The following is a 24,167-nucleotide window of genomic DNA, read 5'->3' on the forward strand; positions in this document are numbered from 1 at the left end:
GTTCGCGCCTTATGCGGTAACAGTCGTGACAGGGGCGACGGCGATATCGGTGGCAAGCAGGCGCGCCAGCTCGCTCGCATCCGGCATCGTCTCGGCATGCAGCACCCAGTCGACGATACGTTGCACGTGCGCGGCGTCGATTCGATGGCCGGCCAGCTTTTTCATTTTGTCGATGATCTCCTCAGCACTCGCAAACGCATGCTCGCTGCCGCGCTGCGCTTCAACCGTTTGCTCCAGATGCGTGCCGTCGCGCAGGAACGCTTCGACGCGTACCATATGCCTGAATGTCGAACCGCGCGCCGTGATCGCTGGATCCTCGATCACCTGCACGCGCTCGGCTAGCGCCATGCGCTGCGGGTCCGCGACTTTGTCTTCGGTGAACTGGTCGACGAATACGTCACCTTCGAGCAGTAGTGTGGCGACGCAATACGGCAGGTTCAGTTGCGCCGACGTCAGCCCTTGCGGCGCATATTTCCAGCCGACGTGATCGACCGTCACGCGCGAGCCGTGCACGACAATGCGTTCGATATCGGACGCGCCGAACGGATGGCGTCCCTGCATCACGCGGATCGCATCGAGTGTCGTGTGGTTGCTGCCGACGCATGAATAGAACTTCAGCGCAATGCGCATCGTCTCGAAGCGCTCGCCAAGGCCATCGACGAGTTGCGACAGATCGAAGCGATCGTCCGAGCGCGAAAACGTACTGCAAAAACCGCCGTAAGGATTTTCGAAAACATCGACGATGCCGGTAAAGCCGTTCTGCGCGAGCAACGCGCCGTACAAACCGCTTTGCGACGCACGTCCCGCATGCATCCGTTTGACCATCGCACCGAACTGCGCGGCCATCAGCCCCGCCGCTTGCGTCCCACCTATGCCGAGCGCGTGCACGGTCTGCTCCACATTCAGCTTCAGCGCCGCCGCCGCGCCCGCCGCCGCGGAAAACACGCCGACCGTCGCGCCCGAGTGCCAGCCTTGCGCGATATGCTCCGGTCCCATGCACATGCCCACGCGTGGACCGATTTCGTAGCCCGCCACACAGGCGCGCAGAAAGTCGCGACCGCTCATGCGGTGCTGTTCGGCAACCGCCAGCACCGCCGGCAACGTCACCGCGCCGACATGCAGCACGCCGACGCGATGCACGTCATCCAGTTCGAAACTCTGCACCAGCGTGCCGTTGACGAGCGCCGCATGCGGCGCCGACAGCTTCAGCGACGTGCCCCACACCGTACTCCCCTGGGTACTGTCGACGCGGCTCAGCGTGTCGGCAAGAATCCGGCTCCACGGCAACGCGGCGCCATAGATCGCGCACCCGAGCGAATCGAGTATCAGTAGTTTGATGCGCTCAAGCACAGGCGCGGGGATCGCATCGTACTGCAAGCCTGCGACGAAAGCGGCGACCCCGCCGGTATAAGGGTTTGTGCCAATGTCGTTGTGCTGGTTCATCACGGGTTCGCTGTAGTCATGTCGTGTGTTCAGTATCCGCAGCATCGACGGATTTGTGAATTGCACAGCACGTGATTATTATTGCGTCACACGCAATAGTTGGCGGACTACGATGAACCAGTTTCCCGGGGTCGATCTGGATGCACTGCGAGCGTTTGTGGCGGTCGCAGTGCACGGCTCGTTTCACGATGCCGCGATCGAATTGAGCCTGTCTGCATCGGCCTTGACGCGGCGCATCAAACGGCTGGAAGAAGCGCTCGACGTGATCCTGTTCGAACGCACCACGCGCAACGTCGTGATGACGCAGGCAGGCCAACTGTTCCTGCCGCGCGCGCAAAGCGTGCTGCGCGAACTGGAAGCGTCGCTGCAGCTCGTCACCGAAGCGAGCCGCCGCCACTCAGGGCAATTGACAATCGCGTGCATCCCGACGGTCGCCAAATTCCTGCTACCGAAGATCATTGGCAACTATCACCGCCGGCGCCCCGAAGTGCGTTTGCGGCTGATCGAAACAAATCTGGCGACCGTGACGCGCCGCGTATCGGATGGCGACGCGGAATTCGGCATTGCCTTTCTGGTAAACGAAACGCCTGAACTCGCAATCGACGAACTGCTCACCGATCCCTATGTGCTCGCCTGCCCCATCGATCATCCGCTTGCCGCGCGCGAAACCGTTGCATGGCGGGAGTTGCGGCCATGGCCGTTGATCGTGTCCGGCACGACGAGCGGCAATCGCCGGATGCTCGACGCGGCACTCAGGGATATCGACTGGCGGCCCGACCGGCTGATCGAGATAGAGCATCTGACCACGTCGTTGGGCCTGGTCGAAGCCGGCCTGGGCATTTCGATCATCCCGCGCTGCGCGATGCCGCGCGACACGCAAGCGCGTATCGCAATCCGCCCGCTCGTCGAACCGACGGTGGCGCGCACCATCGGTCTGATCCGCCGGCGCGAGGGCACGCTGTCGCCGGTAGCCCGGGATTTCAGGTTGACGTTGCGGCGGATGGCGCCGCTTGATGCGTCCTACCTGTCTGGTGAATAGACCGGACGCGCTTTGTCCTGCGCGTTCTCACGCGCACCTCGCCGCGATAACGCCCGACGCGCGTTGTTCAGGTTTCGAGTGCGCAGCAAAATGCCCGGCCATCAGCGTTAGCAGGCGGGGGATCAGGGCCAGCGGCAAGTCATGGCCCATGCCATCAATGGCCTCCAGACGCGCCCCCGGAATCCGCCTCGCAAGGTCTTCGCCGCAGGCAAAAGGTATCAGTGGATCGGCCTTGCCGTGAATCACCAGAGTGGGCGCACGCAACCCTGCCAGTGCTGCTGTGCGGTCGCCGTCGGCCCGCGCCGCAGCCACTTGGCGCAGCACGCCCTGCGGGTAGCGGCAGCGCGCGGCCGCTGCGGTCACGTTATCGCGCACCCGGGACATATCGGGTGGGAAGCCCGGGCTGGAGGTGGCTTGCACCAGCTTGACCGCATGCTCCAGGGTAGCTTGCAAGTCCGTGCCATCGGCCCCGCGTAGCATAGCCTGCATGATCTCTGGTTTGCCGCGGGGCAAATCTGTTGCGCCGCTTGAGCTCATGATGCAAGTCAGGCTTAGCAAACGGCTGCGCGCATTCAGTGCCATGCGCTGGGCGATCATACCGCCCATGCTGACTCCGACCACGTGCGCCTTTTGAATCTGCAAAGCATCCAGTACGCCCACCGCATCGGCAGCCATGTCATTCAAGGTATAGGGTGGCGGTCGCGTCGCTCCATTGGCGCCGAGTATCGTATTCAATGACAGAGTGGCGGCGTCGAAACGAGTGCTCAGACCGATATCGCGATTATCAAAACGTACTACTCGATACCCCGCATTCACAAAGCCTTGTACCAGCTCGGGAGGCCAGGCGATCAGTTGCATTCCAAGCCCCATGATGAGCAGGACCGCCGGCCCGGGATCGGCCGCGGCATTCAGAACATGGCCTGAGTCTTCGACTTCGATGTCCAGACCGTTGGCTTTGATTTTCATGAGGTCTTTAAGCGGTTCCGACCGATTGCAGGTCGAGGGTCAATTGTGCGACGGAGACGAAAAGGGCCACTCCGCGCAAGCGATGTCATGTTCATGCAGACAAATTCAGACCCATCAGATAAACCGCAGCTCGTTGCGGCTGAAGGACCTCGCACCCGGCGCGGTAAACGGGCCGCTGTCGGTTGGCGCCGCCGGCGCCGGTTCGGCAGCGCAACGGGTCTCCTCGAAAATTGACGCGACTCGTTGCACGTCCATCCTTTCCCGCGTCGCGCCGAGCTGTTGCGCGCTTCGCCCCGTGCGTCCTAGAACAGGCCACCCAGCATTTTGTCCATGCCGCCCATCATGGGCATGGCCGATCCTAGCATCGATCCTATCGGATTGAGCATGCTGAAGGCCGAGCCCATAACGCTGCTGAACGAGTGGCTGACGGTCGGATCGAGCAGCGTGCTGATCGGATTCTTTAGTAAGCCCCCGAGGGACAGCACCTGCGACGCGTCATACTCGCGGCCGTACTTCTTCGGATCCGACGAACCGCCGTCGAGCGGTCCCCCGGTCTGATTCGCAATCGCATAGGCGCCCGCAGACGTACCGGTGTGACCTTTCGAGTTGAAGTTGTATTCGCCCGCCGCCGGTCCCTTGGTCAACAGGATGGAGGCTTGCTGCCTGGTAATTTCTCCCTTGTTGATCGCCATTTGCAGGTTATTGATCGTCGCCTTCTTGTCCTTGGAATTGCTGGCGTTCGAGTTGAACTGGTTCGCGGCACTCGGATCGGTCTTCTGCCATTGACTGAGCGCGCTCTGGTAGGCCGAGTTATTCTCGCCGGCCGGTTGCAGCATGCCCAACCAGCTGCTGCCACCACCGCCGCCGCCGCCGAACATCTGGCTTACCCATCCCTGGATTTCGCTTTCGTCCGGGAAGGACCCTGAGCCGCCCTGGGTTCCCGAGAACGGCGTCGATTCCGGCGTGTACGCTCCGCCTGACGGTGGCGGTTCGTAAGTGGTGTTGACTATATCCATAGTATGGCTCACTAGCGGTTCAGAATTTGAAAATGCAGGCGCAATCCGGCCCGCGGCTTGATTTGCACCTCCTACTCTATTCGTCGCCCACCGCTGTCGACTGCGCCGAAGCGAAGCCGGTGCGGCGCAAACGAAACGGCACCCGCCAGCACCGGTTCGATTTCAAAGCCCCAGATAGTGCTCAGCCAGCGACCGCCGTTCGGCGCTGGCGGGGGTGTCAGCATTCGCGCCGATAGTTTCGCGGCGCAGCCGCTGCATCGATTCGGGTTCGACAAGGATGCCGGTCCTCAGCGACCGCTTGTGCGCCTCGGCCATGTCGTAGTGCGCAACGACGGACATGACGAACAGGCGAGCCTCGCGGGCAAGACTCTCCACACTCAGCATGTCGTCCGACAGCGCTCGCCATTGCGCGTCCCCGTTAGCCGCGACGCAATAGATCAGCATCGCCGCGTTGCCCGGCAGGCCTATCGACTTGTCGGTCAGCGCAGCGAAAATATCGATTGCGGCATGCCAGTCGCGGCGCGCAGCGTGCACGAAGCCGTCGAACGCATAGAATTCGAGCAGTGCAGGACGCAGCGCGTGCAGCGCCTCGAGTAACGCGTCGACATCGCCGGGATCGCAGCGGATCGACGGAAACGGTGCGACGAGCGACAGGCGCAACAGTTCCGCAAGCGCGCATGTCAGCTCCTCGCTACAGTCTGTGTATTCGTGATCTTGAGCCATATCGGGTCTCGAAACGCCTGGATCAATAGGCGTTAAAACCATCATTGCGCGATGAGGTCCGCCATGGCTTTGGGAATGATCTTTTCGCCGGCTCCATTCTCACGAGCGGAAAGCGGGCAACAATCCGTGGATGCGCAGTGCTGTCGCGCAATGCGAACCGGCATACATTGTGGATCGTTACGCGTTAGCCATAGGGGCGCAGGTTGTCGCCGCCCAGCACCCGCGAGGAGATCGCAAGATCGTGGGCCTGCTTCGCGAACGGGCCGCCGGTTGCATCCATTTCGCCTTCAGCACGTTCTTCGCATAGTTGGCGAGAGCCGGGCCTTGCTGCGCATCCGTTGCGACTCAGCCTGGATACAGTGCAATCCGGTCTCTTTGGCGAGCACCACGGTCTCTCCCAGATCGAAGGTCGCACCGCCCTCGCCCGGTGTTCTGCTTTGGGACACCGGGAATTCTTTTTTCATCGACGCGCGCGTCCGCGTACAGGCGCGATGGAGAAGCACCCCCTTCGTTTCTTTGCGACACACTTCGCTGCATCGCTGCGTTGATCCGGTGAACGAAGCATATTGGCGACATGCGTTTGCTCGAACGCCGAACCGGCACGGGTAGCCCAGTCCATTTTCCACACGGAGCGCCGATATGCGATACGAACTCAGTCAGAAATTTTTCTTCGAAGCCGCCCATACGCTCGATCGGGACATCGGGACCGACAGCAGCCGCCGGATCCACGGTCACACCTATCATGCGCAAGTGGTATTGAGCGGCACACCGGATACGACCTCCAGCATGATCGTCGATCTAGGGGTACTCAAGGAACACATCGAGACGGTGCGCGATCAACTCGATCACCGCTTTCTGGACGAAGTTCCGGATCTGGGTCCGGCAACGCTCGAAAACCTCTGCGCCTACATCTATAAAAAGCTGGCGGCCGTGCTGCCGAACGTGGTCCGGGTCGGCATCGAACGTCCGGCGAGTGGCGACCGTTGCCAGTTGATCTGCCATCCCGGTTGACGCAACAGGGACACCGCGGGTCCATGTCTGTTCCCGCGCGCCGTCGGACACCCTTTCACCTGCCACGCTATGCTGGAGCCTGAACCCTGACGTTACGACCGGCAGGATGCCATCGTGCCCTGCGGCACGGCTGCGCGTGCGCCACAGTACGTGTGCTCCCCCGACCCGTAATGCACCAGCCGTGTCTTTCCCGTCAGAGGATCGGCAAATGACGCAGTCGATTCATCCAGCCAGAACGACACCTTTGTCATGCTTTTCATTTTCAGCATCGCCATCAGATCGTCGCGCACTTTCGCCCGCAATTTCCGCTTCTGCGTTTCCTGCAGCGAATCCGCAAGAGAGAACCTGAAACGTATCGTCCGCTCTCCCTCAACCACGACCTGGCACTGCGACATGCCGTCGATACCGAGCGACAAACCGATGATCGCCAGTGCGTTCAGCTCGTCCATGCGTCCCTCGTCGTTGAGCAGGCGAACCGCCTCTTCCGCCCGGCCGAAGTGCGAAGAAATTACCGTATAGGGACCGGCACTACGGTCGAACCGCCTCGCCAGCGCGTCGTGAAGCGTGTAGCGGATAAGCGGCATCGTGTACTGGTTCAAGCTTGTCACATTGACGTAATTGCCCATGAACTCATAGATCAGATCGTCTTCCAGCAACAGCATATGCTCGCCCTGGCCGATCCCCATCACGCCGAATTCGGTTGTGCCATAGACATTCGTTACCGGGCATGCAAAAGCCTTTTCGATCTCTCTGCCGACCGGCGCGAGCATCACTTCGCCGACGCAATTGATCGAAGAAGGCCGACAGGCCGTCCGTTGGGCCTCGGGCACTCTCGCCAGCGCCAGAATTGCCGACGTGTATCCACACAGCACGTTCGGCCTGAAGTCGTTCAACTGTTCGACGATGGTCGGCAACGGCATCCCGACGTCGATCGGCAGGAATTCGTGCGGAGCGTGCGCGGGAAAAAGATGTGATACGCCGATATAGCTCGCCGCATAGCGATTGGTGACGCCGATGAACGCGAACCTCGCCCCGCTGCTGTCGTCGGGCTCGAAGCGTCGCATCTGGGCGGCGAGACCCGCGCATTCGTCGAGCGACGACACCACGGGCAAGCGCTCGCCCGAGGTTCCGGACGTTTCCCGCACGATGTAACGGCCGTGCAACAGTTCGGTCGGCCCGGTCGCGGTAGCAAGAAAGCGCCGCACGCTCTTCTTGTCGAGCGAACGATCCGTAACGATTTCATCGAAATGCGCGATCAGCAGCGCTTTGGTCAAAACCGGAAAGTCCTGTGGCGTGCAACTGTCCAGTCGAATCGCGCGCTCGTCGATGAGCCGCCGGTAGTAGGGCGAACATCGATATGCGTGGGCGACCAGTGCGCGGAATCTGGTTAGCTGAACCCGTTCGAACGAGCTTCTGTCGAGCGTCTGGTTCGATCGATACTGCATCAGTTTCCGGTGAACGATATCCGCTGGCAAGATGTCTTGTTTCATGCTGGCCTCCGAACCAGGTCAACGCGACCGGCGCGCCTTCCGCACGCAGCCGTACGCGGCACATACCGGTTTATTCAAACTCACGCATCCACGCCGACGTCGGCGCCTTCACGCAAAGTTGAGCCTGACGAAAAACGGTCGGCTCAGGCGGAAAGAACGGGCCGCCTGTTATGCGGGCCGCTGCGACCCGTCGCCATATGACCAGATCGACGATTCCGCTGGATCTTGCGACGGCTGTTGCGGTGCCGGTGGATAGGGATACTGCGAGGGAGGGTACTGCGGGTATTGCGACGGCAAGTACGTGGATTGCGGCTGCGCCGGCAACACCGTGTCAGACGACGCGCCTACGGACGGGGTGCGGGACAGCGATGACAGGAACGCGGGCGACGACGGTGGCACCTGCGGCGATTGCGGCCACACTATCCGGCCGAGTTCCATCGCGTTGTCGTCTTGCGGTACCGACCCATAGCTGGCTCGCAACTGATCGCGACATTCGAGCACCGCCTTGGCAAAATTTCCGGCGACTTCATCGACGTCGTCCTTGAACGTCTTGTCTTTCCTGTAACGCGCGAACGCACCCGCCCCCAGAATATGCGCAGCGAGCAGGGAAGAAACCGCCGTGCTGACAATTTCCTGGTTGATCGATACCTCGTCGAAACCCTGTTTCAGCATCGCCATCGCAGCAAACTGGAGGGCCAATTTCATCATCGGGTTGCTGCCGCCCGCCAGGCTGATTCCCATCGCCGTCAGCCGAACCCGTTTAACCGCATCCTTACGTGATTCGTTTTTCGAATGCATCTTCGCACTGATTTTCTTCCCCGGCTCTGTGAACTTGAAGACGGCCGTCGTCGCCGCATGTATCAGGGTATCGAAGCTGCACTCGAGAAGACTCGCAACCAGTGAACCCTCGAGGCCCGACGCGATGCTGTTTCTGCCGATCATGGCGGAGTTCGTCACGATCGACACCAACGAATCGGTCACTACACTGACAGTCCAGACCGACGCCGAGCCGTGCGTCTTCGCCGCCATCGTGGGCCAATAGTCCAGACCGGAATACGCGTGGGGATCCTGCTGCGGCACCAGCGCGGCCATGGAGTCCTCTCTCTGGAGCGCCGTTCCGGTAGTCGAGCGCGACAGCGTCGACTGATCGTCGTCGACGAACTGTGTCGGCATGTCCACATGATAAAAGGTCGGCTCGGGCGCACGCGGTATCCCGGGCGGTTCGGAACCCTGGCTTGTCCAACCTTCCCTCGGCGAAACCGGTGAGTAGGTCACCGACAGAGGCCCAAAACGGTCGCCTATCCGGAGCGCGTCGAGATCACGCGCAAGTTGTTCCTGGTCGCGCGACGACCGATTCGTTGTTCCCGACCTGCGCCGCGAAGGCGCCAGCGTCTGCGGAACGTAGCCCTCGGCGGGCGTCTCGACGACCAGCGACGAGTACCGCGACTCCGTGCGGCGCTGCCGTATGCGCACCGTCCCGCCCGCATGGGAAGACTCGCGCGACGTCGTGAGCGGCTGCATCGATCCGAATGGCCCTTCCACCCACCCTTGCCTGCGAGTGGACTCCACGCGCACTGTGGAACGTGCCCGGGTGTGCTGATCATCGTCGTCATCGCGATGACTCGAATCTGACCGTCTAACCCCGTCACCGTGACCCATGCTCTCGTTCCACCCGTAATCGCATACTCGATTCTTCCATGTACTGGAGCAAACCCTTAGGCACAGCGCGAAGTTCTGTCGCTGCAAGCGCAGCTTCATCTGTGCCGCACGTCGCACCCGATCACGCCCGCCGCCGTCTGTTTTTTCAGCACGCCTCGCCACTGCTTCGCCAACAGGACAGGAGCAGTCCCGAACCGTAGCGAATCGCCCACGATCCGCTACTTCTTGCCCGCGACCGCGCGAATCTGCTCGCCCACATGCAACAGCGCGACCTGGTCGCGCACTTGCCCGATGAACATGCCCGTCAGCAGCGCCAGCATCAGCACCGCCATCGCGCCTTTAATAGGTTGCGAGAGGGAAACGAGGTCCAGCTTCTGAGCCGCTCTCGATATCAGGCCGAGACCCAGGTCGACCAGCAGCAACAGCAGCATCGCGGGCGTCGCGAGCTTGGCGGTCGACTGCATCAGCGAGTCTGTTTGCCTCAGCACGAATGCCTGAATCAGTTCGCCCGGTATCGGCGCCGCACTCATGAGCGGCCATAGCCGATACGACTCGAACAGCGCGCCGAGCAGATACGTCATCCCGCCGAGCGTCCAGAAAGCGATCATTGCGCACTGGCTCATCAGCGTCGACGTGAGCGAAGTCTCACGCCCCTGGCTAGGGTTGGTCATCTGGACATTGTTGTAGCCGGTCAGGTCGTCGACATAGGCGCCGACCGCTTCGGCCACCCAGAACACCGGCGAAGCAATGAAGGCCATCACCAGCCCGACCGCCGCTTCTTTCGCGCAGACGTAAACCAGAAAGAAACCGTGCAGCTGCGGCAGCGACGCCTGCTGGCCCAGCGCGACGTACGCGGCCCACACCGCCACGATCGCCGAGCGGGTGGTGCCGTGCAGAACGTTGTCGCCGGTCGGCGGAAAGATGACCATGATGACCAGCAGCCGGATACTGCAGATTCCGCAAAGCAGCAGCATCTCCCTCAAGGTAACGCCATACTGCAGGAGACCGAACTGATACTGGTTCATCGCGCGATGTCTCCCGCGTCGCGTCGCGCCTGCGCACGGCGCGCGATCTGCCGGTTGACGACACCCTCTTCGGCCTCTTCGTCCTGGATATCGTCGGCCCGGGTTTGCGCCTGCGCGTGCAGCTTCGCGATGCGCTCCTTACAGTGATCGAGGCGCACGTCGTTGCGCATGATCTCGGTGCGTGCCTGCGCGATCTTCAGATCGATTTGCGTGACCGCGTCGCGCAACTGGGCAAGCACCCCGACCTGCGTCGCACGCCGCTCCACCGCCTGGGCACGGTGGTCCTCCCAGCTCAGCAGGTCGTCGATGCGAACCGCCCGGCTGCCGTTGAGCAGCGCGTCGATGCGCGCCTCGTGCGTCCGCAGTTCGTCGGCCGCGCGAGCGACCTCCTGGGTCTGGCGCTCTACCTCGGCAATCGCTTTGTCGCGTTGTTTCTGCTGCGCCGCCAGCGTCTCGCGCAAGCCTGACTGCAGGCGGTCCAGCCGCCGCGTCACCATTGCAAATGCCTTCAGGCGGGGATCGGCCATGCCGTTACTCCTGCGTTGTATGCGGTTAAGCCAGACCGTCACGGCCGTTGCAACGCCTGCAGCGCCGTCAGCGTATCGGCACGCGAGCTGAACTCGTCGGTACGTTGAGAAAGGAACTCGCGGATCGCATCGTGCTTGCGCACGGCCTCGTCGGCAACCGGGTCGCCGCCCGCGCGATACTCGCCCAGTTGCAGCAGGGTTTCGATCTCGCGATGCCTGGCAAGCAGGCGCCGAACGTGGCCCGCCGCGCCCATATGCGCGGCGTCGGTCACCTGCGGCATCACCCGCGACAGACTCGCCATCACGTCGATTGCCGGATACTGGTTGCGCGCGGCAATCTCGCGCGACAGGATCATGTGGCCGTCGAGAATGCCTCGCACCTCTTCCGCGATCGGATCGCTGCCCGATTCGTCTTCCACCAGCACGGTGTAGAGCGCCGTGATCGAGCCGTGCGCGGACAGACCGGCGCGCTCCAGCAAACGCGGCAGTTCGGCGAAGATGGACGGAGGAAAACCGCGCCTTGCCGGCGGCTCGCCCGCGGCAAGGCCGATCTCGCGCTGCGCGCGGGCAAAGCGCGTGAGCGAATCCATCATCAGCAGCACGCGCTTGCCGGCATCGCGGAAATGTTCCGCGATCGCGGTCGCGGCGTAGGCCGCCTTGACGCGTTCGATCGACGAGCGATCCGAGGTCGCGCACACGACGATCGAACGCGCCATGCCCTCCGGACCGAGAATCTGCTCGACGAACTCGCGCACTTCCCGCCCGCGCTCGCCGATTAATGCAATCACGTTCAGATCGCAGGCAGTGCCGCGTGCGAACATGCCCATCAACGTGCTCTTGCCGACGCCGGCCGGCGCGAAAATTCCGACCCGCTGGCCTTCGCCGAGCGTGAGCATGCCGTCCACCACCCGCACGCCGGTGTCGAGCGGCCGATCCAGCAGCGGACGGCTCATCGCGTTGGGGGGCGCCGCATAGATCGGCGCGGTGTCGAGCGTCTCGATCGCAGCGAGCCCGTCGATCGGCCGCCCCGTGCTGTCGATCACGCGCCCAAACAGCTCTGGTCCGACCGGAATCGCGAGCGGCTTGCCCAAGGCAATGACCTGCGTGTCGCGCGACAAACCGTCGAACCGGCCGAACGGCGACAGCAACGCCGTGTCGCGCGAAAAGCCGACAACCTCGGCGAGTTGCATCAGCGCTCCCTGCGGCGTGCGCAGCTCGCACAGTTCGCCGTAGCGCACGTCGATCCCGCTGACTCGGATCAGCGTACCGATCGCCTCGAGTACCTTGCCGCGCGTCGACGGTTGCGCGCCAGTCGCAAGTTCCACTTCGATCGAATCCGCCAGCACATTGAGCTGCGCCAGATCCTCGACGACGGCATCGGCTGCGATAGACGAGGTCATGCGAGCTCCAGCACGCGCGCGTCGGCGGCGGGTGGATCGCTCCGCGTGAGCGTGTCGGGAAGGTTCCGTTCAAGCGAGGCGAGCTCGGCATGAGCGGCGTGCGGTGCCTGCGCGTCGTCGGTGTCTTGCGGTGTATCGCCGGCGTCCTGCGCATCGCCGGCCGCGGGTTCTGCACCGGTCGTCTTACGATCCTGCGCGAGCGCACGGCGCAGTGCCGCATTGACCGCGCCGCGCACCGCTTCGATCTGCACGCCGAGACTTGCGTCCATCGAGCCGATATCCGTTTCGCAAACGCATGCGCCAACGTCCAGCGCGCGGTCGGCAGTCACGGTGATCTGCACCGGCCGACCGTTCTCGCGCCAGCCGGCGGCGGCACGCGCAAACTCCTCGGCGGCCGCGTCGCGCTGGTCGGGGTTGACGCGCACGCGCAGATAGCTGCTGCCATCGACAATGCGCTCGACCGCAGTCGCGGCCCTTGCGAACATCGCGGCGGGATGCTCATTGACGACGATCCGCTCCACCGCCGACACCACCAGCCCCGCGATGCGGTTGCGCATCGACATCTGTATTTCACGCCGCTGCGCCAGCAGTTCGGCGGTGCGCGCATACCACTGCGCCGCGGCCTCGAGGCGTCCCGCTTCGAAGCCGCGCTCCTGGGCCGCGTCAAATTCACGCTGCGTCAGCAAACGCAGCGCAGCGGCGTCCGCCGCCGCCGTCGCGACGATCTCCGCCGCCTCGGCGCGAGCTCGCGCCAGTATTTCGGCGTGCTGGTTCTGCAGCGCGATAAAGCCGTCGTCCAGTTCGACGAGTTGGGCCAGCGCCTCGCGCGGCACAATGTCGTCGTTCGTCCCCACGCCCAGTTGCAGCGTGGCGCCTGCGCCTGCGATAACCGGTTCTCTCAGCCAGATCATCATGTATCGCTCCCAAAAAAATCGCCAAGTCGGCGGATGACCCTGTCGCTGTCATCCACATGTAGTCGTGCCCCGTGCGCGGACAGCCATTGCGGCTCCATGACGCCCTGCGCCCACACAAAGCGCAGCAGCGCCGCCGGCATCGACGGTTCGCACAGCCCGCTGTCGGCGAACAGGCAATAGCCTTCCCACGCGAGGTCCAGATCGTCGAGCTCGTCGAGCGGCCGCATGTCGTGATCACGCATCAGCCGGTCGAGCGACGGTGCATTCGGCGTCTCGATCAGCCAGCGCAGCGCCGCGGAGCCGTGGCGGCCGAGCCAGCGCAGCACCAGTTCGCGGCTTTCGCGATCGACCCAGTAGCGCAGTTCCGCCCGGCGCAGATACAGCGCGCGCAGGCGCAGCGCGCCCAGTGCGTCCTCGAGGGGCAGCGCGCCGAGCAGCGCGTGCTCGCCGCGAAAAGCCTCGAGCGACGGCACCGCGGCACCCATCGTGCTCAGCCAGGCATCGACCCCGCGCGCAAGCCGCCAATGCGTACCCCGCGAGCCCTCGGGCGGCAGTCGAAACAGCTCCGTGTCGAGCCAACCGGGATGAATCCAGTCGAACAGCGCGAGGCGGTTGCGCTGATACTTCAGAAGCCGGTCAGCAAGCTGTGCCGCAACGCTTCCATGCCGTTCCGTATCGGTCATATGCGGTCCTTGTGCCGGTGTCGGCAATGCGCGTCAATGCACCGGTTCCACTTGCTTGCGGCGCTTGAGCAAAGCCGCCGGCAGACCACCGCCGCCCGCCCCGCCCGGCTTCGTGCGGCGCACCAGCACCAGCAGGCCGAGCGCGCCCAGACCGAACGCAAATAGCGCGAGCCAGCGCAGCGGGAAGCCACCGGACGAGCGGCTCGCCTCGAGCGCCAGAGGGTCGGCGGGCACCGAGGTCACGCTAACCTGGTCGTACGTCAGCCCTTCGACGCCGTGCACCACGAGGTTCTTGATCTGCGGCGTGAGCGTCGCCAGGTTGGCGCTCGGCTGATATTTGATGAACACCGACGCGGACGACGGCTTGATCGTCAGTGCAAGCGGATCGTTATCGGGCAGCACGATATGCACGCGCGCCACCACTACGCCGTCGATCTTCGAAAGGGTATCGGACAGTTCCTGCGAGACGCCGTAAATGAAGCGCACGCGCTCCTCCGTCGGCGTGGAGACCAGACCGTCCTTCTTGAACAGATCGCCGAGATCGTCGTACTTGCGTGCGGGCAGACCGCGCTCACGCAGGACTTCCATCGAGCGCACGATGTCGTTTTCGTCGACCTTCGCGCTCCAGGTCTTGCCGCCATCGGCGCTGACCTTCTGCGCGTCGATGCCCGCCTGCATCAGCGCGGCAACGATCTCGTTGCAGTCGCGCTCGCTCAGGTTGCCGTACAACTCCTTCTGGCAACCAGCGAGCAGCAAGGAAAGCACGAGCACGATGCACAACACCACGCTGCGATGTTTGGTTTCGGTCAGGACGTTCATGTCATTGGTTCTTCATCAGGGTTTCGAGGGCTTCCTTCGAAGAGTTCACCACCGCCATCTTGGTCTGCATATCTACCTGCATGCTGGTCGACTCGATCTGGATCGCCATGGACGCGGTAGTCAGCTCCTGCATCGACATCGAGCTGGAGTTCTGCAGCATGAACAGCATGTCGTTGGACACCGACTGCAACGCGGTGTCCTCGCCGCGCACGACCTCCGAGACCAGGGTGCCGGCCGGGTCCGAACCGTGTGTCGCCGGTCCCATTACACCGTTTTGCATCATCGCTTCGAAGCTGCTGGACAACTGCGGCGACACGGGCTGGCCGACCGTGCCGGCGGCCGACGCCTGCGCCGCCTGCGCGGCGGCGGCCTGCATTTGCAGCATCGACAAGGTGATTTCCATTGCGCTCTCCAGATAGACGGGGTGAATCAGAGGCGGAGGTAGCCGTTGAACGGCACCTCCATGTTCATCAGGGGGACCTCATCGAGCGGCGCGGCATGGGACGTTGCGGGGAGCGGACGCAGCGATTCGGGAATCACGAATTTCCCCGAAACGGCGGCCTCCGCACGCGCCTGCCTGATGTCCTGAAGGACGGTAATCGACCTGATCAGCAGACTCGCGTCCGCCGAAAGCGGTTCGTCGAGTGCCTGATTCGCGACGATGCGCCAGTCGGAATTGTTGCTGGCGCTCAAACAGTAAACCAGCATGGCCCGGCTGCCGGGCAGGCACAGCGAGCGGGCGACAAGCGCCTCGAACACCGCGATGGCGTCGTGCCAATGGCCTTTGACGATATAGGCGAAGCCGTCGAACAACGATAGTTCGCCGAGTTTCGGCCGCATGGTGTGGAGGGCTTCGAGCAGATGCTCGGTATCGCCGATCTCCACGCGCGGCGCCGGAAACTGGTCGACCAGCGCCATCCTGAGCAACTCTGTCAGCGCCCCGATCAGCTCGTGACTGCAATTCGTTGCGTCGATTTGCTTGTTCATTTTCAGTCCTGTCCATGAAGTTGACGGTTCTTTCGTACTGACGGTTAGACGGTAGCAAACAGCCCCTCCCCAGGCCGTGCCGCCAGACGAAGCGAGCGGCAGATTCGCGAAGTCGCCCCAGCGGCGACATCGAAGTGCGTCGTCCGCGCGCCGCGCACTCTGCTTCGCGTGGACCGGCGACCCTTCGCGCCCGGGCCCCGGCAAACCGGCAGCAACGGCTATCGTGCAATGCAGACCCGAGCGAGCGGACAGAACGTCCGCCCGCCGGGCCCGTACGGGACTCGACCATGAGCGAAGAAAAGACCGAAGCACCAACACCTAAAAAACTGCGGGATGCCCGGAAGAAAGGCACGGTGGTGAAAAGCGCGGATCTGATTTCCGCGGCGCTGCTGCTCGCCATGATCGGCGTGTTCCAGTTCGGCAGTCGCTGGCTGCTCGACTCGTTGCATCAGGCAATCACGATCGCCCTCGGCTTCTGCACGTCCGACCGCTCGCCTCAGGCACTGTCGTCCGCGCTGATGCATATGCTCGGCGTCTGCGCGATGGTCTGCGGACCGATCAGCCTGGTCGGACTGCTCGCCGCGGCGGTCGCGACCCTGGGCCAGGTCGGCGTCGAGGTGACCTTTACGCCGGTGATCCCGAAGCTGAGCGCGATCAGTCCCGGGTCCGGCATGAAGCGGATTTTCTCGAAGAAATCGATGATCGATCTCGTCAAGATGACACTCAAGGCGATCGTACTGGCGATCGTGCTCTGGCAGACCATCGCCTCGCTGTTTCCGCTCATCACCGGCGCGCTGTATGAGCCGCTGCCACAGCTCGCGGTGATTCTATGGAGTTCGGTCGTCAGGCTGCTGATGGTGGCGTGTCTGCTCTACCTGTTGCTCGGCGCGGTCGACTGGAAGATCCAGCACTGGCTGATGATGAAGTCGCAGCGGATGTCGAAGGACGAGCTCAAGCGCGAGCGCAAGAGCCACGACGGCGATCCGAAGATCAAGAGCGAGCGGAAAAAACGCGCCAAGGAACTGATCAAGGGCGATACGCGGCCGGCTGCCGTGTCGCGTTCGAGCGTCGTGGTGGTCAACCCGACGCATTACGCCGTGGCGCTGCGTTATGCGCCGCACGAGCATGCGCTGCCAGTGGTCCTCGCCAAGGGCGTGGACGCCGACGCACTGGAGATACGCCGCCTCGCCGCCGCCTATGGCATTCCGATCGTAGCCAATCCGCCGGTCGCACGCGCGCTACACCGCGTCGAACTCGACAGCAACGTTCCGGAGGATCTGTTCGAAGTGGTCGCCGCCATTCTGCGCTGGGTTCAGTCGATCGGCGCGCCGCGCGGCGAACCCGGCGCGATCGGCGTAGTCGGCGCGGTCGCAGCGGACCCGCCGCGGCCGGTCGAACCCACCGCGATGGCCAGATTGCCGTAGCCCCGCTTTTCACTGCATTTTCCTGGAGCCTTTCATGCTTAAGACGCTCAAAATACCCGCCAGCGGGGAAGTAGGCATCGCGGTACTGGTGATCGCGATCATCTCGCTGATGATCCTGCCGCTGCCGCCCGAAGTGATCGACGTGCTGCTGTCGATCAATATCTGCATCAGTGTGACGCTGCTGATGGTCACGATGTATGTGCCGACCATCACGTCGCTGTCGTCGTTCCCGTCGATGCTGCTGTTCACGACGCTGTACCGTCTGTCGCTGAACATCGCGTCGACCAAGTCGATCCTGCTGCACGCAGACGCCGGTCACATCATCGAAAGCTTCGGGGAGCTGGTGGTCGGCGGCAATCTGGTAGTCGGTCTGGTGGTGTTCGTGATTATCTCGACGGTCCAGTTCATCGTGATCGCCAAAGGCTCGGAGCGGGTCGCCGAAGTCGGCGCGCGCTTCACGCTCGACGCGCTGCCGGGCAAGCAGATGAGCATCGACGCGGATTTGCGCGCCAACATCCTCACGCCCGAGGAAGCGCGCCGCAAGCGTAGCCGCCTCGCCGTCGAAAGCCAGCTCTACGGCGGGATGGACGGCGCGATGAAGTTCGTCAAGGGCGACGCGATCGCGGGCCTCATCATCACGCTGGTCAACATGGTGGCCGGTATCGCGGTCGGCATGGCCTATCACGAGATGACCGCGGCCGATGCCGCCAACCGCTTCTCAATTCTGTCGGTCGGCGACGCGATGGTCTCGCAGATTCCCTCGCTGCTGATTTCCGTCGCGGCCGGCGTAATGATTACGCGGGTGTCCGACGAATCCAACGACGGCGGCCGGTCGCTCGGCGACGAAATGATGCGCCAGCTCGGCGGCAACGCGCGCGCGTTGTGGTTCTCCTCGCTGCTGCTGCTGGGCTTCGCGGCCGTGCCGGGTTTTCCGTGGCCGCTGTTCCTGCTGCTGTCCGGGACTCTCGCGTTCGCGGGTTATCGTCTGCAACGCAAAACGGTTCACAAGGTGGAGGTCGGCGAGCAAGTCATGTCGCTACAGCGCGCCGGTGCCAAAGGCGACGCGCCGAGCATCCTCAAGCATGCGCCGCAGTTCACCAGCGCGCTCGGCGTGCGGCTTGCAGTGGATCTTGGCGCCCGCCTCGTGCCCTCCGTGCTCGACAGCGCGTTCGAGGTGCAACGCACGCGCCTGCAGGAAGAAATCGGCCTGCCGTTCCCCGGCATCACGATGTGGACCAGCGACGAACTACCCGCGGGCACCTATGAAATCCTCGTCCAGGACGTGCCGTGCGCGCGCACGCAGATACCCACCGGCAAGGTCATGCTGCCCGGCGCGGCTACGGACCCCGCATTAGCACAACTGTGCGAAGCCGCCGGACCTGCGGGCGGCATGCCGGTCAGCCACTGGATCGGCGAACGCCAGGCGCCCCCGAACGCGACCGTGTGGCAGGCCGAACAGGTCATCGCCAACGAAACGCTCAGCGCGCTTCGTCAGCGCTCCAAACTGTTCGTCGGCATCCAGGAAACGCAGTGGGTGCTCGACCAGCTAGGCGCGGACTATCCGGGCCTCGTCGCCGAAGTGCAGAAGGCACTGCCTTTGCAGCGCATCGCCGATGTGCTGCGGCGCCTGCTGGAGGAACACGTGCCGATCCGCAATGCCCGCAGCATCATGGAGAGTCTCGTGAGCTGGGGGCCGAAGGAAAAAGACATGCTGATGCTCGCCGAGTATGTGCGCGGCGACCTCGCGCGCTTTATCGCCTACCGCGCCACCGGCGGCGCACGGACCCTCGAAGCAGTGCTGTTCACCAACGAAGTCGAGCAGCATATCCGCCAGTCGATCAAGCAGACTCCTACCGGCAATTTCCTCGCGCTGCAGCCCGACCAGATCCGGCAAATCTGCGAGCGCATCCTGTCCTACACCGGCAACGGTCAGCGAGACGGCGTCGCGCTGGTCACTTCAATGGATATCCGGCGCTACGTGCGCCGCATGGTCGAAGCGCATATCGCATGGCTGCCGGTGTATTCGTACCAGGAACTGGGCGAGCACGTCGAACTGCGCCCACTTGGCCGCGTGTCGCTCTGACGGGTCCCCTCCATGTGCAGCACCAACGTTCACCCGCGCATCATTCCGGTCGAATCCGCCGACCCGGATGAGGCGCCCGCGCGCCCGCCGGTGCGCCACGGCGGTTTCAACTATGCCACCTTGCTGCGCCAGGCGCGTTTGCGCAGCGAGCGGACCCTGCTGCGCAAGCTGCGCGACACCGATGCGCACAGCGTGTCCGACGCAGGACGCGACGATGCAGTGCTGCCGACGCTGCCCAACGAGACCGTGCCGGTCGACGAAGACACCGGGGACGACGTCGCCGAGCAGGAATCGATCCGGGCGCGAGAGCGCCGCCAGGAGGAACACACGACGCCGTTCGTCGCCGAGCTCGCAAAACAGCAGGCGCGTATCGCGGGACTCATGCAGTTTCTCGCCACCCGTGTGGTCGATTTCTGCAGCGACGACGCGATCGTCGAGCATGGCAACTGGACGATCCGCATCAAGCTCGATCCCGCTTTGCTGCCCGAATGCACACTCGAGCTGGGCCTTTCGCATTTTGATTTGACGCTTCGCTTCGAGACCGAACACGAGCCCACGAGAAAGTTAATCTGCCGGCATGAAGACGTCTTAAAGGAACAACTGGTCACGCTACTGCAACAAATGGATACCCCTCGCGAAGTCTCTATCGACGTGTCATAGCGACGATCCGGATAACGCGAAACTGAACCAACCGAGTTCGAACCCAGATCAACAGCAAAAACCCTCGGGGTCTACACAATATGGACCGGATAGTCCCAATCGCCAGCATCAAGGTCAAACGGCTGGCCGAACACGCCGACGCGCTGCCCAGCATCGATCACGAAACCGCGCGTCTTACGCGGCTATTGTGCGACGCGCGGCTCGTGGCCAGGTTAGCCCAACTCGGAATCACCGACTGGCGCGTCTCGCACGATACCAGGACGGCGCCGCTGCGCACGGGCTGGATCGACCTGCAACACGGCAGCGCGCACACCAGCTTCGCCGTCGACCTCGCGGTCTACCCAGCTCTCGCAAGCGCCGTCGCGGAATCGATCACGGTCGACAACGTCGAGGCCGGCGCTTCGCTGCGCTGCGCCGTGATCGCCCTGCTGCTCGAACCGCTGCTCGCCGCACTCGACCGCCTGGGCGCATCGAACGTCGACGTCAGCGGATCGCGCCGCTACGAATCGATGAAGCCGACGCTCAGCCTGAGCTTCACGCACGGTGGACGTCTCATCGAATGCCGGCTCGGCGCGGTGGACAGCGGCTGGAAAGCGCTGCTCGAACGGCACGTCAACCAGCATCGCGTACCGTTCACGAATCGCGTCAGCGAAATCAACGTGCCCGGCTACATCTGTGTCGGCGAAAAGACGCTGAGCATTCAGGCGCTCAACGGCTTGCGTCCCGGCGACGTGATCCTGCGCGCCGCGCCGCAGGATTGGCGCACGCTGCTCGACGGCTCAGGCTCGACCATCAATACCCAGATCGTGTGGGGCCCACCCGGCGCCCACCAACTTCTCGCGAGCGTCACGCTCGCCGGCAAACGGCTTGTCATCACTACGGACCCTTCCATGACCCACAACAATGAACGTACCGACGGCGCCCATATGGACGTCGACACCGCGGGCTCGCTCGACGACCTCGACCTGCCGGTCAAGTTCGAAATCGAAACCGTCACCCTGCCACTCGTCCAGCTCTCCGCGTTGCGCGCGGGCTACGTGCTGGAATTGCCCGGCACGCTGCGAGACGCGCGCATCCGGCTCGTCTCGTACGGCCAGCTTATCGGCTTCGGCGAGCTGGTCACCGTGGGGGAGCAACTGGGCGTACGTGTCATTCAGATGTTCAGCGGCCATGACTCAGTTTAGCGACTTCACGGGGCTGATGATCGCGGTCGTCGCGATCGGTCTGGTCCCTTTCGTCGCGATGGTGGTGACCTCGTACGCCAAGATCACCGTTGTTCTCGGCCTGCTGCGCAACGCGCTCGGGGTGCAGCAGGTGCCGTCGAACATGGTGCTCAACGGCATCGCCATCCTCGTGTCGATGTACGTGATGGCGCCGATCGGCATGAGTGCGATGCAGACGCTCAGCCATGAGCAGGTGTCGCCAGAACCGTCACAGGCCATGATTCAAGCATTCGGCGCCGCGCGCGAGCCGTTCCGCAACTTTCTCAAGAAGCACGCGCGCGAACGCGAGAAACTGTTCTTCCTGCGCTCGGCGCACGTCGTCTGGCCGGTCGAGATGGCCAACCAGTTGCATGAAGATGACCTGATCGTACTGGCTCCAGCCTTCACGCTGTCCGAATTGAGCGACGCGTTCAAGATCGGTTTCCTGCTGTACATCGCCTTCATCGTCATCGACCTCGTGATCGCGAACGTGCTGCTGGCGATGGGGCTCAACCAGATACAACCCGTCAACGTCGCGATTCCGTTCAAGCTGCTGCTGTTCGTCGCGATGGACGGCTGGTCGACCCTGATTCACGGCCTCATTCTGACCTACAGGTGACGCATCATGAATACCGACGACCTGATCGGGCTGACCACGCAGGGCATGCTGCTGTGTCTGTACGTGTCGCTACCGGTGATCATCGTATCTGCGCTGTCCGGCCTGATGATCTCGTTCATCCAGGCGATCACATCGCTGCAGGACCAGACCATCTCGCATAGCGTCAAGCTGATCGCCGTCACCGCGACCATCGCGCTGAGCGGCGCATGGGCCGGTTCGGCGATTCTGCACTTTGCCACGCGGCTGCTGACGCTGGCCGTACCGACATGAGCGTGCATCGCACCGTCCCGGACGCGACCACGGTCCACGAATCCCACATCGAGGACGCTCACGAGGAGATTCGCTCGCACCACCGGCGCAAGCTGATGCGGCAGGCGAAGCAGTATCGCCAGACCACGTTTCGCCATGCGGCGAAGATCGCGCCCGAGCATGGCTCGCCCAACACCGGCCGGCTCCCGCAGCGCCTGCTGCAAGGCCGCCGGGTATCCGCGCTGCACGGGGACGGACGCGGTGGCGGCAAGCAACAGGGCGGCAGGCAGGACGGGAAACAGCAAGGCGGTCAACAACAGGGTCGCCAGCAGCAGGGCCGCCAGCAACAGCAGGACAGACGCGAGCGCCGTGGCCCGCCGCTACCCGACGAGCAGCGGGCGACAGCCGCGACGGCGAGGTACGGCACCGCCGGGACCGCGCCCCGCGTACGCAGCATCGCCGTCGACACGGCAAGCGCGCGCCCTGCTGCAGCGCCGCGCACCGACCTGCAGAATCTCGCGGACCAGCTACACGATCGCCCCATGCTGCTCGATCCGACACTACGCGTCGAATGGATCCGCCAATGTTTTCTCGCCAACGAGGAACACCGGACGCATCCCGATCGGCGCGGCTCCCATCAGCGTTATGCGATCACCCTCGATATGCTGAAAGCGCGCCAGCGAACTGGCGATTTTTCCCGCTCGTCCCCCGACGATATGAGCGGTGTGCGCCAGGACCTCATCAACGCAAGCAGCGCGTTGCGCGCTTCACCGATCGGACCGCCGCGCGACGAGAAAGAAGAAACCGATAACGCGTTGCTACCGCTCATGGCATTTCATGGAACTCGCTCGTTGAGCCCTGGCATGCTCGATCGTGCGATTCGCCACCTGTCGACCATGCTCAATACGCTGGCCATGAGCGGCAGAAGCCGGACCGACGACGATGCTTCGGACCCGTCGTAACGACTTCGCAGCATGCGCGGCACGAAGCAGGCAACTCGTTAGACTTGATTCAACGCCACACATTTATGCCGCACTCCTTAAACTGCTGATCAACCGGAAGAGAGCGGTATGAAAATCCTGCGCATCTTGACTGGAACCCATGCGGGCATCCAGGCGAGGCTCACGCCGGGCCGCTATCGGATCGGCAAGGCCGACGACACCGACATCTGCATCACGGACTGGGACGATCACGAGGTGATCGTCGAGATGGACGAGGCCGGGGTCGTGAGCGTTCGCCGTTTCGCCGATACCGCCGCGGGCGGGGCTCAAGGGGACGATGCCGATCCGGTGGTCGTGCTGGTGCCGGATTTCGTGCCGTTCCCCTTCGGCACGACGGTCCTGTGCTTCGGCACCGAAGACGCCCAATGGCCACCCGACATCCAGTTGCTGGCCAGTATGTACAACGGCAACAGCAACGGTGCCGCCGATGCGCGGCCGGACCAGAACGCCGGAGCCGGCGTGCTGCCTGATCTGACTACCGGCAGGACGCGCATACTGCGCACGCTCTGCATCGCCACGATGGTCGGCGCGGTGCTGGTGATCGCGGTTTCGCTGGCGTCCGGCATGGTGCGCCGTCCGCAGGCGGCGACCAGCGCGGCGCAGAACAAACACGACCTGTCGACGCTCAGCGAGCGCGAGATCAGCGCGCTTACCGACCAGCTAAACCGGGCACTGCAGCAAACCCGGCTCGGCGATCTGCATGCGCAGCAGCGCGGCAATACGATCGCGGTCGACGGCATGGCGCTGAATGCCTCGGAAGACATCGCCGCACGCGCCATCCTCGATCGCTACGGGCGCGACAGCATCGCGCACCACTACGATGTGGCGCAGGACGACGTCGCGAGCATTACCGACTCGCTGGGGATCGACGGCGTGCGTGTTGCTTACTCGGGAAACGGCGTGTTCGCGATAAGCGGCAACGTCCCGTCGCTGACGTCGCTCCACGACCAGCTGGAACGGTTGCGGAGCGACCTCGACGGCAACATCAAGCGAATCGACGTAGACGTTACCGAAGTTCCCACGAACATTTCGATGAATGTGTACACCGAAATGATTTCGGTCGGCGATACTCGTTACGTGCAAACAGCGGACGGCGTCAAGCATCTGTTTCCCGGCACGACAACCGGCTCGGCGAACAACGTGCGCACGCTGCACGAGTCGATCACCCCGCTGCGTGCGCAGGCGCAGTAACGCACTCGCGCTGCTTTCAATCATGCTCAGGAGAAG

The 24,167-nt window shown here is 63.4% G+C and carries 24 protein-coding genes; 10 read left to right on the forward strand and 14 right to left on the reverse strand.

Annotated elements, in window-relative coordinates; all coding sequences use genetic code 11:
• Window positions 1–9: 9 nt before the first annotated feature.
• Window positions 10–1,443 carry an MmgE/PrpD family protein gene (locus tag PQR40_RS02665; RefSeq protein ID WP_408224138.1) on the reverse strand — a complete coding sequence of 478 codons (1,434 nt, stop codon included), beginning with the start codon at window positions 1,441–1,443 and terminating at the stop codon, window positions 10–12.
• Window positions 1,444–1,555: 112 nt separating this feature from the next.
• Here PQR40_RS02665 and PQR40_RS02670 point away from each other — a divergent pair, with 112 nt between their 5' ends.
• Window positions 1,556–2,482 carry a LysR family transcriptional regulator gene (locus PQR40_RS02670; RefSeq protein WP_408224141.1) on the forward strand — a complete coding sequence of 309 codons (927 nt, stop codon included), beginning with the start codon at window positions 1,556–1,558 and terminating at the stop codon, window positions 2,480–2,482.
• 27 nt (window positions 2,483–2,509) lie between these two features.
• Here PQR40_RS02670 and PQR40_RS02675 read toward each other — a convergent pair whose 3' ends face one another.
• From PQR40_RS02675 to PQR40_RS02685, 3 genes are all read right to left on the reverse strand, one after another.
• Entirely contained in the window at window positions 2,510–3,448 is a 939-nt protein-coding gene (locus tag PQR40_RS02675) for an alpha/beta fold hydrolase (RefSeq protein ID WP_408508383.1), read from the reverse strand.
• Window positions 3,449–3,750: 302 nt separating this feature from the next.
• Window positions 3,751–4,464: a hypothetical protein gene (locus tag PQR40_RS02680; RefSeq protein WP_408484118.1), complete on the reverse strand. Its 714-nt coding sequence runs from the start codon at window positions 4,462–4,464 to the stop codon at window positions 3,751–3,753.
• 162 nt (window positions 4,465–4,626) lie between these two features.
• Window positions 4,627–5,187, reverse strand: a complete 561-nt coding sequence (locus tag PQR40_RS02685) for an HrpB1 family type III secretion system apparatus protein (protein ID WP_408224150.1) — start codon at window positions 5,185–5,187, stop codon at window positions 4,627–4,629.
• A gap of 639 nt (window positions 5,188–5,826) precedes the next feature.
• Here PQR40_RS02685 and PQR40_RS02690 point away from each other — a divergent pair.
• Window positions 5,827–6,198, forward strand: coding sequence for a 6-pyruvoyl trahydropterin synthase family protein (locus PQR40_RS02690; RefSeq protein ID WP_408224153.1), 372 nt, complete (start codon window positions 5,827–5,829; stop codon window positions 6,196–6,198).
• Between the two features lie 92 nt (window positions 6,199–6,290).
• Here PQR40_RS02690 and PQR40_RS02695 read toward each other — a convergent pair whose 3' ends face one another.
• The 10 genes from PQR40_RS02695 to PQR40_RS02740 form a co-directional block, all read right to left on the reverse strand.
• A complete protein-coding gene (locus PQR40_RS02695) occupies window positions 6,291–7,688 on the reverse strand; it encodes a phenylacetate--CoA ligase family protein (RefSeq protein WP_408334321.1) in 1,398 nt (465 codons plus the stop codon).
• Window positions 7,689–7,856: 168 nt separating this feature from the next.
• The gene (locus tag PQR40_RS02700; RefSeq protein WP_408508384.1) at window positions 7,857–9,446 is read right to left on the reverse strand and encodes a hypothetical protein; all 1,590 of its coding nucleotides are present in this window, start codon (window positions 9,444–9,446) and stop codon (window positions 7,857–7,859) included.
• A 119-nt stretch (window positions 9,447–9,565) separates the two neighbouring features.
• On the reverse strand, window positions 9,566–10,372 hold the full coding sequence (gene sctT, locus PQR40_RS02705) for a type III secretion system export apparatus subunit SctT (protein ID WP_408389568.1): 807 nt from the start codon (window positions 10,370–10,372) through the stop codon (window positions 9,566–9,568).
• On the reverse strand, window positions 10,369–10,899 hold the full coding sequence (locus PQR40_RS02710; RefSeq protein WP_408334329.1) for a hypothetical protein: 531 nt from the start codon (window positions 10,897–10,899) through the stop codon (window positions 10,369–10,371). The genes sctT and PQR40_RS02710 overlap by 4 nt, the downstream gene beginning before the upstream one ends.
• 38 nt (window positions 10,900–10,937) lie before the next feature.
• On the reverse strand, window positions 10,938–12,299 hold the full coding sequence (sctN, locus tag PQR40_RS02715; protein ID WP_408334332.1) for a type III secretion system ATPase SctN: 1,362 nt from the start codon (window positions 12,297–12,299) through the stop codon (window positions 10,938–10,940).
• Window positions 12,296–13,213 (reverse strand): type III secretion system stator protein SctL, encoded by a 918-nt coding sequence (gene sctL / locus PQR40_RS02720; protein ID WP_408508385.1) that lies wholly within the window; start codon window positions 13,211–13,213, stop codon window positions 12,296–12,298. Before sctL ends, sctN begins: the two co-directional genes overlap by 4 nt.
• Window positions 13,210–13,896: a type III secretion protein HrpB4 gene (locus PQR40_RS02725; RefSeq protein ID WP_408224174.1), complete on the reverse strand. Its 687-nt coding sequence runs from the start codon at window positions 13,894–13,896 to the stop codon at window positions 13,210–13,212. The genes sctL and PQR40_RS02725 overlap by 4 nt, the downstream gene beginning before the upstream one ends.
• 33 nt (window positions 13,897–13,929) lie before the next feature.
• Complete coding sequence (gene sctJ, locus PQR40_RS02730; RefSeq protein WP_408224177.1) at window positions 13,930–14,715, reverse strand: type III secretion system inner membrane ring lipoprotein SctJ; 786 nt, start codon at window positions 14,713–14,715, stop codon at window positions 13,930–13,932.
• Between the two features lies 1 nt (window position 14,716).
• Window positions 14,717–15,118 carry a type III secretion protein HrpB2 gene (locus PQR40_RS02735; protein ID WP_408224180.1) on the reverse strand — a complete coding sequence of 134 codons (402 nt, stop codon included), beginning with the start codon at window positions 15,116–15,118 and terminating at the stop codon, window positions 14,717–14,719.
• Between the two features lie 26 nt (window positions 15,119–15,144).
• Complete coding sequence (locus PQR40_RS02740) at window positions 15,145–15,702, reverse strand: HrpB1 family type III secretion system apparatus protein (protein ID WP_408224183.1); 558 nt, start codon at window positions 15,700–15,702, stop codon at window positions 15,145–15,147.
• A gap of 287 nt (window positions 15,703–15,989) precedes the next feature.
• On the opposite strand from PQR40_RS02740, the gene sctU reads away from it, so the two are divergent.
• The 8 genes from sctU (at window position 15,990) to PQR40_RS02780 (ending at window position 24,131) form a co-directional block, all read left to right on the forward strand.
• Entirely contained in the window at window positions 15,990–17,126 is a 1,137-nt protein-coding gene (sctU, locus tag PQR40_RS02745; RefSeq protein WP_408224186.1) for a type III secretion system export apparatus subunit SctU, read from the forward strand.
• A gap of 34 nt (window positions 17,127–17,160) precedes the next feature.
• On the forward strand, window positions 17,161–19,209 hold the full coding sequence (gene sctV / locus PQR40_RS02750) for a type III secretion system export apparatus subunit SctV (protein WP_408224189.1): 2,049 nt from the start codon (window positions 17,161–17,163) through the stop codon (window positions 19,207–19,209).
• A 12-nt stretch (window positions 19,210–19,221) separates the two neighbouring features.
• Window positions 19,222–19,869 (forward strand): type III secretion system protein SctP, encoded by a 648-nt coding sequence (gene sctP, locus PQR40_RS02755; protein ID WP_408389572.1) that lies wholly within the window; start codon window positions 19,222–19,224, stop codon window positions 19,867–19,869.
• A gap of 80 nt (window positions 19,870–19,949) precedes the next feature.
• On the forward strand, window positions 19,950–21,053 hold the full coding sequence (gene sctQ, locus PQR40_RS02760) for a type III secretion system cytoplasmic ring protein SctQ (RefSeq protein WP_408224195.1): 1,104 nt from the start codon (window positions 19,950–19,952) through the stop codon (window positions 21,051–21,053).
• Window positions 21,040–21,690, forward strand: a complete 651-nt coding sequence (gene sctR / locus PQR40_RS02765; protein WP_408224198.1) for a type III secretion system export apparatus subunit SctR — start codon at window positions 21,040–21,042, stop codon at window positions 21,688–21,690. Before sctQ ends, sctR begins: the two co-directional genes overlap by 14 nt.
• Window positions 21,691–21,696: 6 nt before the next feature.
• Window positions 21,697–21,960 (forward strand): type III secretion system export apparatus subunit SctS, encoded by a 264-nt coding sequence (gene sctS / locus PQR40_RS02770; RefSeq protein ID WP_408224201.1) that lies wholly within the window; start codon window positions 21,697–21,699, stop codon window positions 21,958–21,960.
• A gap of 2 nt (window positions 21,961–21,962) precedes the next feature.
• Window positions 21,963–22,901 carry a hypothetical protein gene (locus PQR40_RS02775; RefSeq protein ID WP_408224204.1) on the forward strand — a complete coding sequence of 313 codons (939 nt, stop codon included), beginning with the start codon at window positions 21,963–21,965 and terminating at the stop codon, window positions 22,899–22,901.
• Window positions 22,902–23,009: 108 nt separating this feature from the next.
• Window positions 23,010–24,131, forward strand: a complete 1,122-nt coding sequence (locus PQR40_RS02780; RefSeq protein ID WP_408508386.1) for a hypothetical protein — start codon at window positions 23,010–23,012, stop codon at window positions 24,129–24,131.
• Window positions 24,132–24,167 lie beyond the last annotated feature (36 nt).

Origin of the sequence: Paraburkholderia sediminicola (genome assembly GCF_046026855.1) — a bacterium.
GTDB classification, from domain to species: domain Bacteria; phylum Pseudomonadota; class Gammaproteobacteria; order Burkholderiales; family Burkholderiaceae; genus Paraburkholderia; species Paraburkholderia sediminicola_A.

Excerpts from the sequence above, each read along its gene's own strand:
- PQR40_RS02665 (WP_408224138.1), bottom strand. The coding sequence starts at position 1,443 with ATGAACCAGCACAACGACATTGGCACAAACCCTTATACCGGCGGGGTC.
- PQR40_RS02670 (WP_408224141.1), top strand. The coding sequence starts at position 1,556 with ATGAACCAGTTTCCCGGGGTCGATCTGGATGCACTGCGAGCGTTTGTG.
- PQR40_RS02675 (WP_408508383.1), bottom strand. The coding sequence starts at position 3,448 with ATGAAAATCAAAGCCAACGGTCTGGACATCGAAGTCGAAGACTCAGGC.
- PQR40_RS02680 (WP_408484118.1), bottom strand. The coding sequence starts at position 4,464 with ATGGATATAGTCAACACCACTTACGAACCGCCACCGTCAGGCGGAGCG.
- PQR40_RS02685 (WP_408224150.1), bottom strand. The coding sequence starts at position 5,187 with ATGGCTCAAGATCACGAATACACAGACTGTAGCGAGGAGCTGACATGC.
- PQR40_RS02690 (WP_408224153.1), top strand. The coding sequence starts at position 5,827 with ATGCGATACGAACTCAGTCAGAAATTTTTCTTCGAAGCCGCCCATACG.
- PQR40_RS02695 (WP_408334321.1), bottom strand. The coding sequence starts at position 7,688 with ATGAAACAAGACATCTTGCCAGCGGATATCGTTCACCGGAAACTGATG.
- PQR40_RS02700 (WP_408508384.1), bottom strand. The coding sequence starts at position 9,446 with ATGAAGCTGCGCTTGCAGCGACAGAACTTCGCGCTGTGCCTAAGGGTT.
- sctT (WP_408389568.1), bottom strand. The coding sequence starts at position 10,372 with ATGAACCAGTATCAGTTCGGTCTCCTGCAGTATGGCGTTACCTTGAGG.
- PQR40_RS02710 (WP_408334329.1), bottom strand. The coding sequence starts at position 10,899 with ATGGCCGATCCCCGCCTGAAGGCATTTGCAATGGTGACGCGGCGGCTG.
- sctN (WP_408334332.1), bottom strand. The coding sequence starts at position 12,299 with ATGACCTCGTCTATCGCAGCCGATGCCGTCGTCGAGGATCTGGCGCAG.
- sctL (WP_408508385.1), bottom strand. The coding sequence starts at position 13,213 with ATGATGATCTGGCTGAGAGAACCGGTTATCGCAGGCGCAGGCGCCACG.
- PQR40_RS02725 (WP_408224174.1), bottom strand. The coding sequence starts at position 13,896 with ATGACCGATACGGAACGGCATGGAAGCGTTGCGGCACAGCTTGCTGAC.
- sctJ (WP_408224177.1), bottom strand. The coding sequence starts at position 14,715 with ATGAACGTCCTGACCGAAACCAAACATCGCAGCGTGGTGTTGTGCATC.
- PQR40_RS02735 (WP_408224180.1), bottom strand. The coding sequence starts at position 15,118 with ATGGAAATCACCTTGTCGATGCTGCAAATGCAGGCCGCCGCCGCGCAG.
- PQR40_RS02740 (WP_408224183.1), bottom strand. The coding sequence starts at position 15,702 with ATGAACAAGCAAATCGACGCAACGAATTGCAGTCACGAGCTGATCGGG.
- sctU (WP_408224186.1), top strand. The coding sequence starts at position 15,990 with ATGAGCGAAGAAAAGACCGAAGCACCAACACCTAAAAAACTGCGGGAT.
- sctV (WP_408224189.1), top strand. The coding sequence starts at position 17,161 with ATGCTTAAGACGCTCAAAATACCCGCCAGCGGGGAAGTAGGCATCGCG.
- sctP (WP_408389572.1), top strand. The coding sequence starts at position 19,222 with ATGTGCAGCACCAACGTTCACCCGCGCATCATTCCGGTCGAATCCGCC.
- sctQ (WP_408224195.1), top strand. The coding sequence starts at position 19,950 with ATGGACCGGATAGTCCCAATCGCCAGCATCAAGGTCAAACGGCTGGCC.
- sctR (WP_408224198.1), top strand. The coding sequence starts at position 21,040 with ATGACTCAGTTTAGCGACTTCACGGGGCTGATGATCGCGGTCGTCGCG.
- sctS (WP_408224201.1), top strand. The coding sequence starts at position 21,697 with ATGAATACCGACGACCTGATCGGGCTGACCACGCAGGGCATGCTGCTG.
- PQR40_RS02780 (WP_408508386.1), top strand. The coding sequence starts at position 23,010 with ATGAAAATCCTGCGCATCTTGACTGGAACCCATGCGGGCATCCAGGCG.